Annotated in this window: 1 protein-coding gene; it reads left to right on the top strand. The window is 79.6% G+C overall.

What is annotated here, in order from left to right:
* Positions 1 to 55: 55 nt before the first annotated feature.
* Entirely contained in the window at positions 56 to 16537 is a 16482-nt protein-coding gene (locus tag BMX85_RS30370; RefSeq protein ID WP_177196636.1) for an autotransporter outer membrane beta-barrel domain-containing protein, read from the top strand.
* Positions 16538 to 16606: the final 69 nt, after the last annotated feature.

Below are 16606 nucleotides of genomic sequence, written 5' to 3'. Positions count from 1 at the left end.
ATAAAGTTTCCCGCTCCGGGCCGCGTCGCGCCCGCCCGCCCGCCAGGAAACCACCATGAAATACGCCGCCGTCAACCCCCTCCGCCTGTCCTGCTCCATCCTCGCTCCGCTGGTCCCGGCCTTGTTGCTGTCGTCCTCGGCCATGGCGGGGACGGCGGCCACGCCCGGCACCAAGGTCGGCGACGTCGTCACCAATCCGGCCACCAACCAGGACGTCGAAGTGGTCGCCATCATCAACGACCCCAAAGGCAACCCGGCCTACGCGCTGACGGCCGACGCGGTCGGCATCCTGCTCACGACCACGCCCGGCAGCACCCTGTTCATGGAGGATCCGGCCCATCCGGGCACCATCCTCGAGTACCAGGTGGTGTCGGTGGTGCGCGACGCGCACAGTAACATGGTGTCGCAGGTCAACATCCGGCTGAGCACGGCGCCGGCGTCGGACCAGGGCACGCCGCAGGACGTGGTCGTACTGGCGCAGCAGGAGGCCAACCCGCTGCCGCGGCCGCCGAAAAATCCGCAGGTGGGCGCGGTGACGCCGAGCGTGCAGGCGAGCGGCCTGGTCAACAGCGTCGCGGTCGGCCGCGGCGGCTCCAACGGCCGCGACGGCTACGGCGTCAAGATCCCCTTCGTCGGCACCATCGGCCGCGACGCCACCGCCGGCGACGACGGCGGCGCCGGCGGCGACAACCGCGACCCGTCCAACCCCGGCGCGCCGCTCGTCATCGGCCGCGCCCATGGCAGCGTCACGGGCAGCGCCGCCAACACGGCCGGCATCCTGGTCGGCAGCGTCGGCGGCCGTGGCGGCGCCGGCGGCGACGCCTACTCGCTGTACGGCATCGACGCCGCCGCCGGCGGCGACGGCGGCCAGGGCGGCAACGTCAACGTCCGCAACGAGGTCGCCGTCACCATGGGCGGCACCAATTCCCACGGCCTGTACGCGTTCAGCCGCAGCGGCGACGCCGGCAACGGCGGCGACGGCTGGTCCGTGATCGGCGGTTCGTCCGGCGGCCGCGGCGGCGCCGCCCGCGCCGGCGGCACGGTCAACGTCGCCAACGCCGGCGCCATCGGCACCGCCGGCGATTCGGCGCACGGCATCTACGCGCTGAGCACCGGCGGCTCGGCCGGCGACGGCGGCGGCAGCTGGGCGGTGGTCGGCGGCGCCGGCGGCAGCGGCGCCAAGGGCGGCGACGGCGGCGCGGTGAGCGTGCGCAACGACGCCACCGTGGTCACCGAGGGCGTGGCGGCGCACGGCATCCTGGCGCAGAGCATCGGCGGCAGCGGCGGCAACGGCGGCTCGGCGGGGGCGCTGGTGGTCGCCTTCGGCGGCGGCGCCGAACAGGGCGGCAAGGGCGGCAACGTCGCCGTCGCCACCGGCGCCGGCTCCAACATCGTCACCAAGGGCGATTACTCGGCCGGCGTGGTGGCGCAAAGCATCGGCGGCGGCGGCGGCGACAGCGGCGCGGCCGCCGGCCTGGTGGCGATGGGGGCGTCGGGCGCGGCCGGCGCCGACGCCGGCACCGTCAGCATCGACAACGAGGGCGGCGCCATCACCACCTCGGGCGCGCGCGCCCACGGCGTGCTGGCGCAGAGCATCGGCGGCGGCGGCGGCAATTCGCGTTCCGCCAGCGGCCTGGCGAGCATCGGCGGCACGGCCTCCGGCGGCGGCGCCGGCAACACCGTGACGGTCGCCAGCGCGGCCGACATCACCACCGCCGGCGAAGGCTCGCACGGCATCTTCGCGCAGTCGATCGGCGGCGGCGGCGGTTCGGCCAGCGGCGGCCAAGGCGTGGTGGCGATCGGCGGCGCCGGCGCATCCGGCGGCGACGGCGGCGCCGTCACCGTGCGCAACAGCGGGGCCATCGCCACCGGCGCCAATGTGGTCGGCGCGGCGCCGGCGAGCGGCGACGACGCCCACGGGATCTTCGCGCAAAGCATCGGCGGCGGCGGCGGCGCCGGCGCCGGGGCCGGCGGCGTGTACGCGCTCGGCGGCAGCGGCTCGGTCGGCGGCAACGGCCGCGACGTCCTGGTGACCAACAGCGCCGGCGCCAGCATCGCCACCCGCGGCGACGGCAGCGCGGCCATCTTCGCGCAGTCGATCGGCGGCGGCGGCGGCGCCGGCGGCGCCAGCGCCGGGCTGTCGGCGCTGGGCGGCAGCGGCGACGGCGGCGGCGTCGGCGGCAACGTGCGCGTGGCCAACGCCGGGGCGCTCGAGACGGCCGGCGACGCCGCGCGCGGCATCATGGCGCAGTCGATCGGCGGCGGCGGCGGCAGCGGCGGCGGCGCCACCGGGCTGGCGGCGATCGGCGGCAGCGGCGGCGCCGGCGGTGGCCTGGCGCGCGACGCCGGCGGCGTGTCGATCAGCAACAGCGGCGCGGTCACCACCGAAGGCGCGCGCTCGGCCGCGCTGTACGCGCAGTCGGTCGGCGGCGGCGGCGGCAGCGGCGGCTCGTCCGGCGGCGCGCTCGGCATCGGCGGACGCGGCGGCGCCGCCGGCAACGGCGGCGCCGTCAGTTTCGACAACAGCGGCGCGATCGAGACCGGCGGCGCCGGCGCGGTGGGCATCTTCGCCCAATCGGTGGGCGGCGGCGGCGGCGACGGCGGCACCGCCGGCGGCCAGGTGGCGATCGGCGGCGGCGGCGGCGCCGGCGGCGACGGCGGCACGGTCGGCGGCGCCCAGGCCGGCATCATCCACACCGCCGGCGACGATGCCGCGGCGCTGCTGGCGCAATCGGTCGGCGGCGGCGGCGGCAACGGCGGCGGCGCCTACGCGGGCGGCCTGCTGGCCGGGCTGGCGCTGGGCGGCGGCGGCGGCGCCGGCGGCGTCGGCGGCAACGTCGCGTTGCGCCTGAGCGATGGCGCGGCGGCGCCGTCGCTGATCGTCACCACCGGCGCGCGCGCCACCGGCATCCTGGCGCAATCGGTGGGCGGCGGCGGCGGCAACGGCGGCAGCGCGCTGCAGGGCAGCGTCGGCGTCGGCGTGTCGCTGTCGGTGGCGCTGGGCGGTGGCGGCGCGCGCGGCGGCGCCGGCGGCCAGGTCGCGCTCGACGGCCGCGGCGACGTCTATACGGGCGGCGACGGCGCGGCCGCCGTGGTGCTGCAATCGGTCGGCGGCGGCGGCGGCAACGGCGGCGCCGGCATGGCGGCGGCCGGCACGGTCGGCGACGGCATCGCGCTGGGCCTGGCGGTGGGGGGCACGGCGGGCGGCGGCGGCGCCGGTGGCGCCGTGTCGGCCGATCTGGCCGCCCATCTGGAGACGCGCGGGGCCAATGCCAGCGCGCTGCTGGCGCAGTCGGTCGGCGGCGGCGGCGGCAACGGCGGCGCCACGGTGGCCGCCAGCGGCGCCATGGGCGCGCTCGGCGGCGCCGGCCTGGCGCTGGCCGTCGGCGGCGCCGGCGGCGACGGCGGCGACGGCGGCCGCGCCGACGTCACGCTCGACGGCTCGGTGTTCACGCTGGGCGAGCGCTCCGGCGGCGTGGTGGTCCAAAGCGTGGGCGGCGGCGGCGGCAACGGCGGCATGACGGTGGCGGCGGCGGCCGCCTCCGGCGGGGGCGCCGCCGCCGCGCTCAACGCGGCGCTGGGCGGCGCCGGCGGCCGCGGCGGCCGCGGCGGCCAGGTCGACGTGGCGCTGGTCGGCGACGTCGAAACGCGCGGCGCCGGCGCGGGCGGGGTGGTCGCGCAATCGGTCGGCGGCGGCGGCGGCAACAGCGGCCTGACGGTGGCGGCCGGCGCGGCCGGCGGCGTGGCCGCCACCGCCGTCACGCTCGCCGTCGGCGGCAGCGCCGGCGACGGCGGCAACGGCGGCACGGTGAGCGTGGCCTACCACGGCGACCTGCTGACCGGCGGCGCGCAGTCGGCCGGCATCCTGGCGCAAAGCATCGGCGGGGGCGGGGGCAACAGCGGCGCCACCGTCGCCGCCAGCCTGAGCGCCGCCGGCGGGGCCGCCGGCGGCGTCGCGGCGGCCGTCGGCGGCAGCGGCGGCGGCGCCGGCAACGGCGGGCGCGACGGCGAGCAGCGCGCCGTCACGCTCGCCACCGGCGGCAGCGTCACCACCCTGGGCGACGGCTCGGCCGGCATCGTCGGCCAGAGCGTGGGCGGCGGCGGCGGCCATGGCGGCTATGCCGTCAGCGCCACCGTGGCGGCCGGCACCGTCGCCGGCGGCGCGGTGGCGCTGGGCATCGGCGGCGCGGCCGGCGGCGGCGGCGCCGGCAAGGACGTCTACGCGCGCCTGGCGTCGGTGGTGCAGACCGCCGGCGCCGACGCCGCCGGCGTGCTGCTGCAATCGATCGGCGGCGGCGGCGGCAGCGGCGGCTTCAGCGTGGCCGGCGGCGCCGGCGCGGGCGTCGGCGTGGGCGCCGGCATCAGCGCCGCGCTCGGCGGCAAGGGTGGCAGCGGCGGCGCCGGCGGCGGCGTCGACGCCGCCTCCAGCGGCCCGCTGCTGACCGTCGGCGATCGTTCGGCGGCGTTCGTGGCGCAGTCGGTCGGCGGCGGCGGCGGCAGCGGCGGCTTCAGCGTGGCCGGCGCGGCGGCCGGGGCCGGCGCGGCCGGCGTCGGCGTGAGCCTCGGCCTGGGCGGCGGCGGCGGCGGCGGCGGTAGCGGCGGCGGGGTCGACGCGCGCGTCGCCGGCGCGGTGCAAACCCAGGGCGGCCAGTCGGCCGGCGTGGTGGCGCAATCGGTCGGCGGCGGCGGCGGCAACGGCGGCTTCGTCGTGGCGGCCGCGGCGGCCGGGGCCGGCGGGGGCGCCGGCGCCATCAGCGCCGGCCTGGGCGGCACCGGCGGTGGCGGCGGCGCCGGCGGCGACGTCAGCCTGGCGGTGGCCGACACCGTCGACACCTTCGGCCGCCAGTCCGGCGCGCTGATCGCGCAATCGATCGGCGGCGGCGGCGGCAATGGCGGCTTTAGCATCAGCGGCGGCGCGGCCGGGGCCGGCGGCGGCGGTGCCGCCGTCACGCTGGCGCTGGGCGGCGCGGGCGGGGTCGGCGGCAGCGGCGGCACGGTGCGCGCCACGGCGGCGGCGGCCCTCGCCACCCGCGGCGACGATGCCGGCGCGCTGCTGGCGCAATCGGTGGGCGGCGGCGGCGGCAACGGCGGCTTTAGCGTGGCCGCCGGCGGTGCCGGCGGCGGCGGCGGCGCGGCGGCGGTGGCGCTGTCGCTGGGCGGCCAGGGCGCCAGCGGCGCGACCGGCGGCGACGTCGCGGCCAGCGCGCTGGGCCCGCTCACCACGCTGGGCGCGCGCTCGGCGGCGTTCCTGGCGCAATCGCTGGGCGGGGGCGGCGGCAACGGCGGCTTCAGCGTGGCCGGCGGCGCGGCCGGCGCCGGCGTGGGCAACGGCGCCTACACGCTGGGCGTGGGCGGCGGCGGCGGCAGCGGCAACCGCGCCGGCGACGTCACGGCCGAGGTGGCCGGCCCGGTCTGGACCGGCGGCGCCCAGTCGGCCGGCGTGGCGGCGCAATCGATCGGCGGCGGCGGCGGCAACGGCGGCTTCGCCGTCACCGCCGGCGCGGCCGGCGCCGGCGCCGGCGCCGGCTCGGTCGGCCTGGGCATGGGCGGCACCGGCGGCAGCGGCGGCCACGGCGGCGACGTCGCGCTGACCGTGAGCGCCACCATCGGCACCGCCGGCGACCAGTCGGGCGCGCTGATCGCGCAATCGATCGGCGGCGGCGGCGGCAACGCCGGCTTCGCCATCACGGCCGACGCGGCCGGGGCCGGGGTCGGCGGCGCCGGCGTGGGCGCCAGCCTGGGCGGCAGCGGCGGCGCCGCCGGCGACGGCGGCACCGTGCGCGTGTCGGCGCTGGCGGCCATCGCCACCGGCGGCGACGATGCCGGCGCGGTGCTGGCGCAATCGATCGGCGGCGGCGGCGGCAACGGCGGCTTCAGCGTGGCCGGCACGGCGGCCGGGGCCGGTGGCGGCGCGGCCGCCCTGTCGCTGTCGGTGGGCGGCAGCGGCGGCGCCGGCGGCGTCGGCGGCGACGTCAGCGCCGCCGCCGGCGGCGCGCTCGCCACCGCCGGCGCGCGGGCGGCGGCGTTCGTGGCGCAATCGGTGGGCGGCGGCGGCGGCAACGGCGGCTTTAGCGTCGCCGGCAGCGCCGCCGGCGCCGGCGCCGGCAGCGGCGCCATCAGCGTCGGCCTGGGCGGCGCCGGCGGCAACGGCAACCGCGCCGGCGCCGTCACCGCCCGGGTCGACGGCGCGGTGCGCACCGGCGGCGAGCAGTCGCTCGGGGTGGCGGCGCAATCGATCGGCGGCGGCGGCGGCAGCGGCGGCTTCAATGTCAGCGCGGCGGCGGCCGGCGCCGGCGGCGGCAGCGCCGCCGTCAGCGTCGGCCTGGGCGGCGGCGGCGGCAGCGGCGGCGCCGGCGGCGCGGTCGCGCTCAACGTGACGGCCAGCGTCGACACGGCCGGCCGCCAGTCCGTCGGCGTGCTGGCGCAGTCGGTCGGCGGCGGCGGCGGCAGCGGCGGCTTCGTCATCGCGGCCGACGTCGCCGGGGCCGGGGCCGGCAGCGCCGGCGTCGGCCTCAGCCTCGGGGGCGCCGGCGGCGCCGGTGGCAGCGGCGGCAAGGTGACGCTGGCGGCCGGCGCCGACGCCGTCATCACCACCGGCGCCGACGACGCCGGCGGCGTGCTGGCGCAATCGGTCGGCGGCGGCGGCGGCAACGGCGGCTACAGCGTGGCCGGCAGCATCGCCGGCGCCGGCGCCGGCAGCGGCGCGGTGTCGCTGGCGGTCGGCGGCAAGGGCGCCGTCGGCGGCACCGGCGGCGACGTCGACGCCAGCGCCGCCGGCGCCATCACCACCGCCGGCGCGCGCGCGGCGGCGTTCGTGGCGCAATCGGTGGGCGGCGGCGGCGGCAACGGCGGCTTCAGCGTGGCCGCCGGCGCGGCCGGCGCCGGCACCGGCAGCGGCGCCATCAGCCTCGGCCTGGGCGGCGACGGCGGCGGCGGCAACCACGCCGGCGCCGTCACGGCGCTGGTGACGGGCGCGATCCAGACCGGCGGCGCGCAGTCGGCCGGGGTGCTGGCGCAATCGATCGGCGGCGGCGGCGGCAACGGCGGCTACGGCGTGACGGCGGCGGCGGCCGGCGCCGGCGGCGCGGCCGCCGCGGTGGCCATCGGCCTGGGCGGCACCGGCGGCGGCGGCGGCGACGGCGGCGCGGTCGAGGTGACGGTGCGCAACACCATCGACACGGCGGGGCGGCAGTCGGCCGGCCTGCTGGCGCAGTCGGTCGGCGGCGGCGGCGGCAACGGCGGCTACAGCGTGGCGGCCGGCGGCGCCGCCGCCGGCAGCGGCGCGGCCGGCATCGCCATCGGCCTGGGCGGACAGGGCGCCGGCGGCGGCCGCGGCGGCGCGGTCAGCGCCGCCGCCACCGCCGGCATCGTCACGCGGGCCGACGACGCGCCGGCGCTGCTGGCGCAATCGATCGGCGGCGGCGGCGGCAACGGCGGCTACAGCGTGGCGGCCGGCGCGGGCGCGGCCGGCGGCGCCGGCGCCGGCGTGTCGCTCAGCCTGGGCGGCGGCGGCGCCGCTGGCGGCGACGGCGGCCAGGTGCGCGCCAGCGCGGACGCCGACCTGATCACGCTGGGGGCGCGTTCGGCGGCGTTCCTGGCGCAGTCGCTCGGCGGCGGCGGCGGCAACGGCGGCTACAGCGTGGCCGCCGCCGCCGGCGCCGGCGGCACCGGCAGCGGCGCGCTCAACGCCGGCCTGGGCGGCAGCGGCGGCGGCGGCGGCGACGGCGGCGCGGTGGCGGCGCTGGTCGGCGGCGCGGTCCACACCGACGGCGAGCAAGCGCTGGGCGTGGCGGCGCAGTCGATCGGCGGCGGCGGCGGCAACGGCGGCTACAGCGCCAGCAGCGGCGCGGCCGGGGCCGGCACCAACGGCGCCGCCGTCAGCGTCGGCCTGGGCGGCAGCGGCGGCGGCGGCGGCGACGGCGGCGCGGTCGAGCTCGGCGTCGGCGGGCGCGTCACCACGCTGGGGCGGCAGGCCGGCGCGGTGCTGGCGCAATCGGTCGGCGGCGGCGGCGGCAACGGCGGCTACGCGCTGGCCGTCACGCTGGCCGGCGCCGGCGGCAACGCCGCCAGCGTGGCGCTGGGGCTGGGCGGCAGCGGCGGCCTGGGCGGCGACGGCGGCGCGGTCAAGGCGTCCACCGCGGGCGCCATCTTCACCGACGGCGACGGCGCCGGCGGCATCGTGGCGCAATCGGTGGGCGGCGGCGGCGGCAACGGCGGCTTTGCCGTCAGCGTGGCCGCCGGCGGCGCAGGCGGCGGCGCGGCGGCGGCCAGCGTCGGCCTCGGCGGCAGCGCCGGCGGCGGCGGCGGCGGCGCCGGCGTGGCGCTGACGGTGGCCAACACCGTCACCACGCAGGGCGACAACGCGGCGGCCATCGTGGCGCAATCGGTCGGCGGCGGCGGCGGCAACGGCGGCTTCGTCGTCGCCGCCGCGCTCGGCGGCAGCGGCGCCAACGCCGGCGCCGTCAGCGTCGGCCTGGGCGGCAGCGGCGGCGGCGGCGGCGCGGCCGGCGCCGTCAGCGCCGACGTGCGCGGCGACCTCTCGACGCTGGGCGTGAACGCCACCGCGCTGCTGGCGCAGTCGGTCGGCGGCGGCGGCGGCAACGGCGGCTTCAGCGTCGGCGCCGGCGGCGCCGGCACCCCCGGCGGCGCGGCGGCGGCGGCGGCGGCGGTGGCCATCGGCGGCAGCGGCGGCGGCGGCGGCGCCGGCGGCGCGGTGCGGGTCGACTACGCCGGCCAGATCGCCACCTGGGAAAGCGGCGCGGCCGGCGTGGTGGCGCAGTCGCTCGGCGGCGGCGGCGGCAACGGCGGCATGGCCGTCGCCGGCGCGGTCAGCGCCAGCTCGTCGAACGCGGCGGCGCTGGCGCTGGGCATCGGCGGCAGCGGCGGTGGCGGCGGCGCCGGCGGCCGGGTCGACAACACGGTGACCGGCAGCGTCGCCACCCACCAGGCCGGGGCCGGCGGCGTGCTGGCGCAGTCGCTCGGCGGCGGCGGCGGCAGCGGCGGCATCAGCGTCAGCGGCGCGGTGGCGCTGTCGGGCGGCGGCACCGGCGCGCTGGCGCTGGGCATCGGCGGCGCCGGCGGCGACGGCGGCGACGGCGGCGCGGTGGCCAACCGGGTCACGGGAACGGTGTGGACCGGGGGCGCCGACAGCGTCGGCATCGCCGCGCAATCGATCGGCGGCGGCGGCGGCAGCGGCGCGCTGAACGTGACCGGGGCGGTGGCGCTGTCGACCAACAACGCCGGCGCGGTGGGCGTGGGCATCGGCGGCAGCGGCGGGCGCGGCGGCAACGGCGGCCGGGTCGACAACGTCGTCGCCGCCTCCGTCAGCACCGGCGGCGACGGCGCGGCCGCGGTGCTGGCGCAGTCGCTGGGCGGCGGCGGCGGCAGCGGCGGCCTGAACGTGACCGGCCTGGTCGGCGTGAGCAGCAGCGGCGGCGCCGGCACGGTGGCCGTCGGCCTGGGCGGCGCCGGCGGCGGCGGCGGCGCCGGCGGCGACGTCAGCAGCGACGTCACCGGCAGCGTGCGCTCCGGCGGCGACCACGCGCCCGGCGTGGCCGCGCAAAGCGTGGGCGGCGGCGGCGGCAACGGCGGCATCAACGTCACCGGCCTGGTCGGCGTGGCGCAGGGCGCCAGCGGGATCAAGTCGGTCGCGCTCGGCGTGGGCGGCTTCGGCGGCGCCGGCGGCGACGGCGGCGCGGTGCGCAGCAGCTTCAGCGGCGCCGGCATCGCCACCGCCGGCGACCACTCGAGCGCGCTGCTGGCGCAGTCGCTCGGCGGCGGCGGCGGCAACGGCGGCCTGAACGTCAGCGGCGGCCTGTTCGTCAGCGGCGGCAGCGGCGCGGCCATCGGCGTCGGCCTGGGCGGCTTCGGCGGCGGCGGCGGCAACGGCGGCGACGTCACGCTGGTGGCCCGCGCCGACCTGTTGACCATGGGCGACGACGCCAACGGCGTGCTGGCGCAGTCGGTCGGCGGCGGCGGCGGCAGCGGCGCCGTCAATATCAGCCAGAGCCTGTCGATCAGCACCGACTCCGGCGGCACCAACGCGGCCGGCGCGACGCTGGGCATCGGCGGCTTCGGCGGCGCCGGCGGCGACGCCGGCGACGTCCGCGTCCAGTTCACCGGCAGCGTGGCGGCGGTGCCGATGTCGGCGCCCGACCCGCGCTATCCGCAACAGCTGACCGCGCGCGCCGGCGCCGCCTCGCACGGCGTGGCGGCGCAGTCGGTCGGCGGCGGCGGCGGCAACGGCGGCCTGAACGTCAGCGGCGGGATCGTCTACGCGGCCGGGCGCAGCAGCGGCCACGCGCTGGTGGCGGGGGTGGGCGGCTACGGCGGCGGCGGCGGCGACGCCGGCACGGTCGAGCTCACCGTCGACGGCGGCGACATCCGCGCCGGCGGCGCCGGCCATGCGGCGGTGCTGGCGCAGTCGGTGGGCGGCGGCGGCGGCAACGGCGCCATCAACGTCAGCGGCGGCATCTCGTCGTCGGCCGGGCTGGTGGTGGGGGTCGGCGGCGCGGCCGGCGACGCCGGCACCGGCGGCGCCGTGCACGCCGAGGTCGGCGGCACGGTGACCATGGCCGGCGACGCCGGCAAGGACAATTACAGCGCCGGCGTGCTGGCGCAAAGCGTCGGCGGCGGCGGCGGCAACGGCGGCATGAACGTCAGCGGCCAGCTGGTGATCGCCAAGCAGCAAGGCATGCCGTCGGTGACCCTGGGCATCGGCGGGGTCGGCGGCAGCGGCGCCGCCAGCGGCGACGTCTCGCTGGTGCGCCACGGCTACACCGGCGTGAGCGGCGACCGCACCGACGCCATCGTGGCGCAGAGCATCGCCGGCGGCGGCGGCAACGGCGGCCTGAACGCGACGGCCGCGCTCAATATGCAGGGCGACAGCGACGCCGGCGGCCGCGGCGACGTCGCCATCGCCGTCGGCGTGGGCGGCAGCGGCGGCCGCGGCGCCGACGCCGGCGACGTCGCCATCGAGGCCGACGGCGCGGTCGCCGCCAGCGGCGCCTACGGCCGCGGCGTGGTGGCCCAAAGCATCGGCGGCGGCGGCGGCAACGGCGGCATGAACGTGACCGCCTCGTTCGCGTCGGCCAGCTCGCCCATCACGGTCGGGGTCGGCGGCAGCGGGGCCGGCGGCGGCCACGGCGGCCAGGTCGCCATCGTCCGCGGCGGCGCCGGCGCGGCCACCGGCGCCATCGCCACCGCCGGCGCCAGCGGCCACGGCATCGAGGCCTCGAGCATCGGCGGCGGCGGCGGCGACGCCGGCATGAATTTCGTGGTGGCCTACACCAAGGCCGGCTCGGCCGACCAGGGCGCCGGCTTCGCCGCCACCCTGGTGCTGGGCGGGGCCGGCGGCAGCGCCGGCGACGGCGGCGCGGCGCGGGTGGCCAACTACAGCGACATCAGCACCGCCGGGGCCGGCGGCTACGGCATCCTGGCGCAGTCGCTCGGCGGCGGCGGCGGCAACGCCAGCTTCAACCTGGGCTTCACCTACGCCGACGCCGACCCGGCCGCCGGCACCAACCACAACGCCGGCTTCAAGCTGGCCGTCGGCGGCCAGCCGGGCGACGGCGGCGACGGCGCGGCGGTGACGGTCACCCAGGCCGGGCGCATCGGCACGGCCGGCGCCTCGGCGATCGGCATCCTGGCGCAATCGGTGGGCGGCGGCGGCGGCAACGCCGGCCTCGACATGAACATCATGCTCAACAGCGGCGGCGGCCTGGGCATGACGCTGGGCCGCGTCGGCGGCAGCGGCGGGCGCGGCGGCGACGTCGCGGTGCGCCAAAGCGGCGAGATCGCCACCGCCGGCGCCGGCGCGTTCGGCGTGCTGGCGCAGTCGCTGGGCAACGGCGGCGGCAACAGCTCGTCGAACGCGCTGCAGGTGACCGCCGCCGTCGAGCAGAAGGACGTGCCGGCGCAACAGATGATGGTCGCCGTCGGCCTCGAGGGCGGCGAGGGCGGCAGCGGCGGCGCCGTCGGCATCGACGCCGCCGGCCTGGTCGTCACCGCCGGCGCCGGCGCGCACGGGCTGTTCGCGCAAAGCGTGGGCGGCGGCGGCGGCAATGGCGGCAGCGCCAGCACGGTAGGCAAATTCGGCGCCGCGCCGAGCCTGGCGCTGGCGCTGGGCGGGACCGGCGGCGCCGGCGGCACCGGCGGCGCGGTCACGGTCGCCAGCGGCGCCGACGTCGGCACCAGCGGCGACAACGCGATCGGCATCGTGGCCCAGTCGGTGGGCGGCGGCGGCGGCACCGGCGGCGGCACCAGCACCGGCGGCCTGAAACAGGGCAACAGCGGCATGGCCGTCAGCCTCGGCGGCACCGGCGGCGTGGGCATGGCCGGCGCCGCGGTGCGGGTGGACAACCGCGGCCTGGTCGCGACCACCGGCGCGTCGGCGCACGGGGTGCTGGCGCAGAGCCTGGGCGGGGGCGGCGGCAACGCCGCCATGTCGCTCGACGCGGTCGGCATGGCGGCCAAGGAGGGACAGGCGCCGAGCCGGCTGGCGGTGGTGGTCGGCGGCACCGGCGGCGCCGGCGCGGTCGGCGGCGCGGTGCGGGTCGACAACCTGGGCGCGGTGCAGACGGCCGGCGCGCGCGCGGTCGGCGTGCTGGCGCAGTCGATCGGCGGCGGCGGCGGCGACGCCGACGCGGTGTCGGTGCTGACGGTGTCGGGCCAATCGGGCGGCGACAACATGTCGATGCTGGTCGGCGGCAGCGGCGGCAGCGGCGGCGCCGGCGGCGCGGTGGCGGTCAACAACGTCGCCGGCGCGCGCGCGCAGGACGGCGTGATCGTCACCAGCGGCGACCAGGCGCACGGCATCATGGCCATGAGCGTCGGCGGCGGCGGCGGCAACGGCAGCATGACGCGCAGCCTGAACCGGCCCGCGTACGGCGCCAACGCGACCACCGGCGACAGCTTCGCGATGGCGCTCGGCGGCGCCGGCGGCAGCGGCGGCACCGGCGGCGCGGTACGGGTCGACAATGGCGGCGCGATCCAGACCGGCGGCGCCGGCGCGCACGGCGTGATCGCGCAATCGGTGGGCGGCGGCGGCGGCAACGGCGGCGCCAGCATCAGCGGCGAGTTCGGCGCCACCGGCACGGCCGCGCGCCGGGCCGGGGCGCTGGCCATCGGCGGCAGCGGCGGCAGCGGCAACGCCGGCGGCGACGTCACGGTCGCCAACAGCGGCACCATCCGGGTCGATGGCGCGGGCGCCTACGGGGTGCTGGCGCAAAGCGTGGGCGGCGGCGGCGGCAACGGCGCGCTGGCCGCGGCCATCAGCAGCGGCCTGGTGGCCAATCCGACGCCGGCGGCGCTGCTGATGCAGGTCGCCGTCGGCGGCAGCGGCGGCGATGGCGGCGACGGCGGCAACGTGGCGGTCAACCACAGCGGCGCCATCGTCGCCAACGGCGCCGGTTCGTACGGCATCTTCGCGCAGTCGGTGTCGGGCGGCGGCGGCAACGCCGGCCTCAACCTGGGCGGGCCGGCCGGGCTGGCGGCCCAGTACGCGCTCGACACGTCGCTGGGCGGCGACGGCGCCAAGGGCACGGCCGGCACGGTCACCATCAACGGCAACGGCGACATCGTCATGACCGGCGCCAACAGCCACGCCAGCCTGGCGCAGTCGATCAACGGCGGCGGCGGCAACGTCGAGTTGTTCCTCGACTTCGCCAGCGAAGTCGACGGCGGCTTGCCGGCGCCGTCCAACGACAGCGTGGTGGAGCGGCTCACATCGGTGCTGCGGCAGGGCGCGCGCGCGGTCGCCGGCGCCGTCAGCGGCGCGCTGGCGGCGCCGCGCGCGGCGCCGGGCACCGCCGCGGCGGCGCCCGCGGCGGCGGCGGCCGACGGCGGCGCGCTGTCGTCGACGCTGGTGGGCCAGTCCTACACCGGCGGCGCGGCCTCGGCCGCGTCGCTGGCGCAATCGGTCGGCGGCGGCGGCGGCAGTTCCTACACCAGCGTCCAGCTCGACCCGGCGCGCGGCGTAGGGTTCGACTATGTCCTTGGCGCCGCCGGCGTCGGCGGCAGCGGCGGCGCGGTGGCGGTGACGCAACGCGGCGCCCTGGGCACGACCGGCGCGCAGTCGGCCGGCGCGCTGGTGCAGTCGGTCGGCGGCGGCGGCGGCACGACCACGCTCAACGTCGAACGGGGCGCCGCCACGACGGCCCCTTCGCCGGCCGCGGCCGGCTTGGCAGACGCCGTGCTGGCGCTGGGCGCCGAACGCGGCGCCGCCGGCAACGGCGGCGCGATCAGCGCCCGCTACAGCGGCGGCATCAGCACCGCCGGCGCCGCTTCGCCCGGCCTGGTGATCCAGAGCATCGGCGGCGGCGGCGGCCAGGGCGCGCTCGGCGGGCTCGACTCGCTGGCGCTGTCGCTCGGCGGCAAAGACGGCGCCAGCGGCGACGGCGGCAACCTCGATGTGGTCAACGACGGCGCCATCGTCACCCGCGGCGCGCTGTCGCACGGCGTGCTGCTGCAGTCGATCGGCGGCGGCGGCGGCGCGGTGCTCACCGACCTGGCGGCCGGCGCCATCGACGTCGCCCTCAGCGGCGCCAACCGCGGCAACGGCGGCGCCATCACCTTCGCCCAGCACGGCGACATCGTCGTCGGCGGCGCGCGCGCGGTCGGCGTGCTGGCGCAGTCGCTCGGCGGCGGCGGCGGCGCGGTCGACCGGGTGTTCGCCGGCAGCGCCGGCGGCGCCGGCAGCGCCGCCGGCGTGCGCCTGACCCTGGACGGCAACGTCGTGGCCGGCGGCAAGGAAGGGGTGGCGGTGCTGGCGCAATCGCTCGGCAGCGCCGGCGAGGGCGACATCACCATCACGCTGATGCCGGGCCGGCAGATCTTCGCCGGCACCGGGGGCACCGGGGTGTGGCTGGCCGGCGGCGCCCACAACACGCTGGTCAACCTGGGCACCATCGCCGTGGCCGACGGCCGGCAGGGCTGGGCGGTGCGCGCCGGCGACGGCGACGATGTCGTCGACAACCAGGGCGTGATGCTGGGACAGCTCGACCTGGGCGGCGGCGTCAACCGGCTCAACAACGGCGCCGGGCAAACGCTGGCCGCCGGCGAGCAGTTGTTGCTGGGCGACTTCCGCAGCGTGTTCGCCAACGCCGGCACGCTGTCGCCGGGCGACACGGGGCTGGTGCAGAAGACCCGCTTGAGCGGCAGTTACCAACAGGCCAGCTCGGCCACGACATTGGCCGAGCTCGACCTGGGCAGCGGCCGCCTCGACCAGCTCGACATCACTGGCACGGCCGCGTTGGCCGGGCGCGTCAAGGTGGCGCTGCTGCAACCGCAGCTGGCGCGGCCGGGCCGTGCGCAGGTGCCGCTGTTTACGGCGGCGATGGGCGTGACGGCCAACGCCGTGCAGCTGAGCACCGCGCCATCGGCGGTGATCAGCTACCAGTTGCTCTATCCAAACCCGCAGACGGCGGCGCTGGACTACACGATCGATTTCGCGCCGGCCGGCATGGGACCGGTGCAGCAAGCGGTGGGGCAGTATTTCAACCGCATCCAGCTGGCCGGCAGCAGCGAGGCCTTGGCCGGCAAGGTGGTGCAGTTGGTCTACACGCCAACGCTGGCGGCCTATCGCGCCACGCTGTCGGACATGACGCCGCAGTTCTATGCGCACCAGCAGGCCGACCTGCTGCGCGCCGGCGCCCGCTTCGGCCGCATCCTGGCCGACGATGGCGAGAACCGCCTCGGCGACAAGCAGCAGGCCGTCTGGTTCCAGTACGACAGCGAGCGCGGCGAGCAGGGCGCCAGCGCCGACTACCGCGAGGTGGCGCAGCAGACCGATCGCTACACGGTGGGGCTGCGCAAGGCGCTGGGCGGGGGATGGACGCTGGGCGGCGCGTTCGCCAGCGAACGCAACCGCTCGGACGGCGACGGCGGCCGCTGGAACGCGTCGGGCAAGACGTGGCACCTCGGCGCGGCGCTGAAGTACCAGTTCGGCGCCAGCGAGCTGGCGTTGATCCCCTCGTACAGCACCGCCACGCAGGACACGCGGCGCCATGGCGAGGTGGAGGCCTTCACGGCCAGCGCCAGCCGCCGGCTCAAAGCGGTCGGCGGCGCGCTGCGCTACGCCTATGAGTTCGGCGCCGGCGCAGCGCTGTACTTCCGGCCGACGCTGGACCTGGGGGCGACGCGGCTGTCGGCGCTGGGCGCGGCCGAGGCCGGCGCCGGCGCGACCGGCCTGCGCTTGGACGATTACTCGGAAAGCCACAAGTGGGTGCGTCCGGTGGCCAAGCTGGGGTATCGCCAGGTGGTCGGCGACGGCTACCAGGCGCATGTGCACGGCGATGTCGGCCTGCAGCGCTATGTCGGCAACGCGCTGACCACGGTGCGGGCCGGCTTTGTCGGCGCGCCGGGCGCGGCGGCGGGCATGCAACTGCCGCTGCCGCTGGGCCGCACGGTGACCGACGGCACGCTGGCGCTCGATCTCATCGCCAGCGGCAAGTTCTCGTTCGGGCTGCGTTACAACACCAACTTCCAGCAGCGGCGCGCGCTGGACCGCTACAGCATGAAGCTGGAGGGGGTATTCTGACGACGGCGGGGCGGGGGCGGCGCGATGGCGCGGAAATGCGTTCCCATGCGGGGCGTTTGCGCGCACAAT

It is taken from the genome of Duganella sp. CF517 (genome assembly GCF_900110275.1).
GTDB lineage: Bacteria > Pseudomonadota > Gammaproteobacteria > Burkholderiales > Burkholderiaceae_D > Rugamonas.
This window is presented reverse-complemented; position numbering and strand designations above follow the sequence as displayed.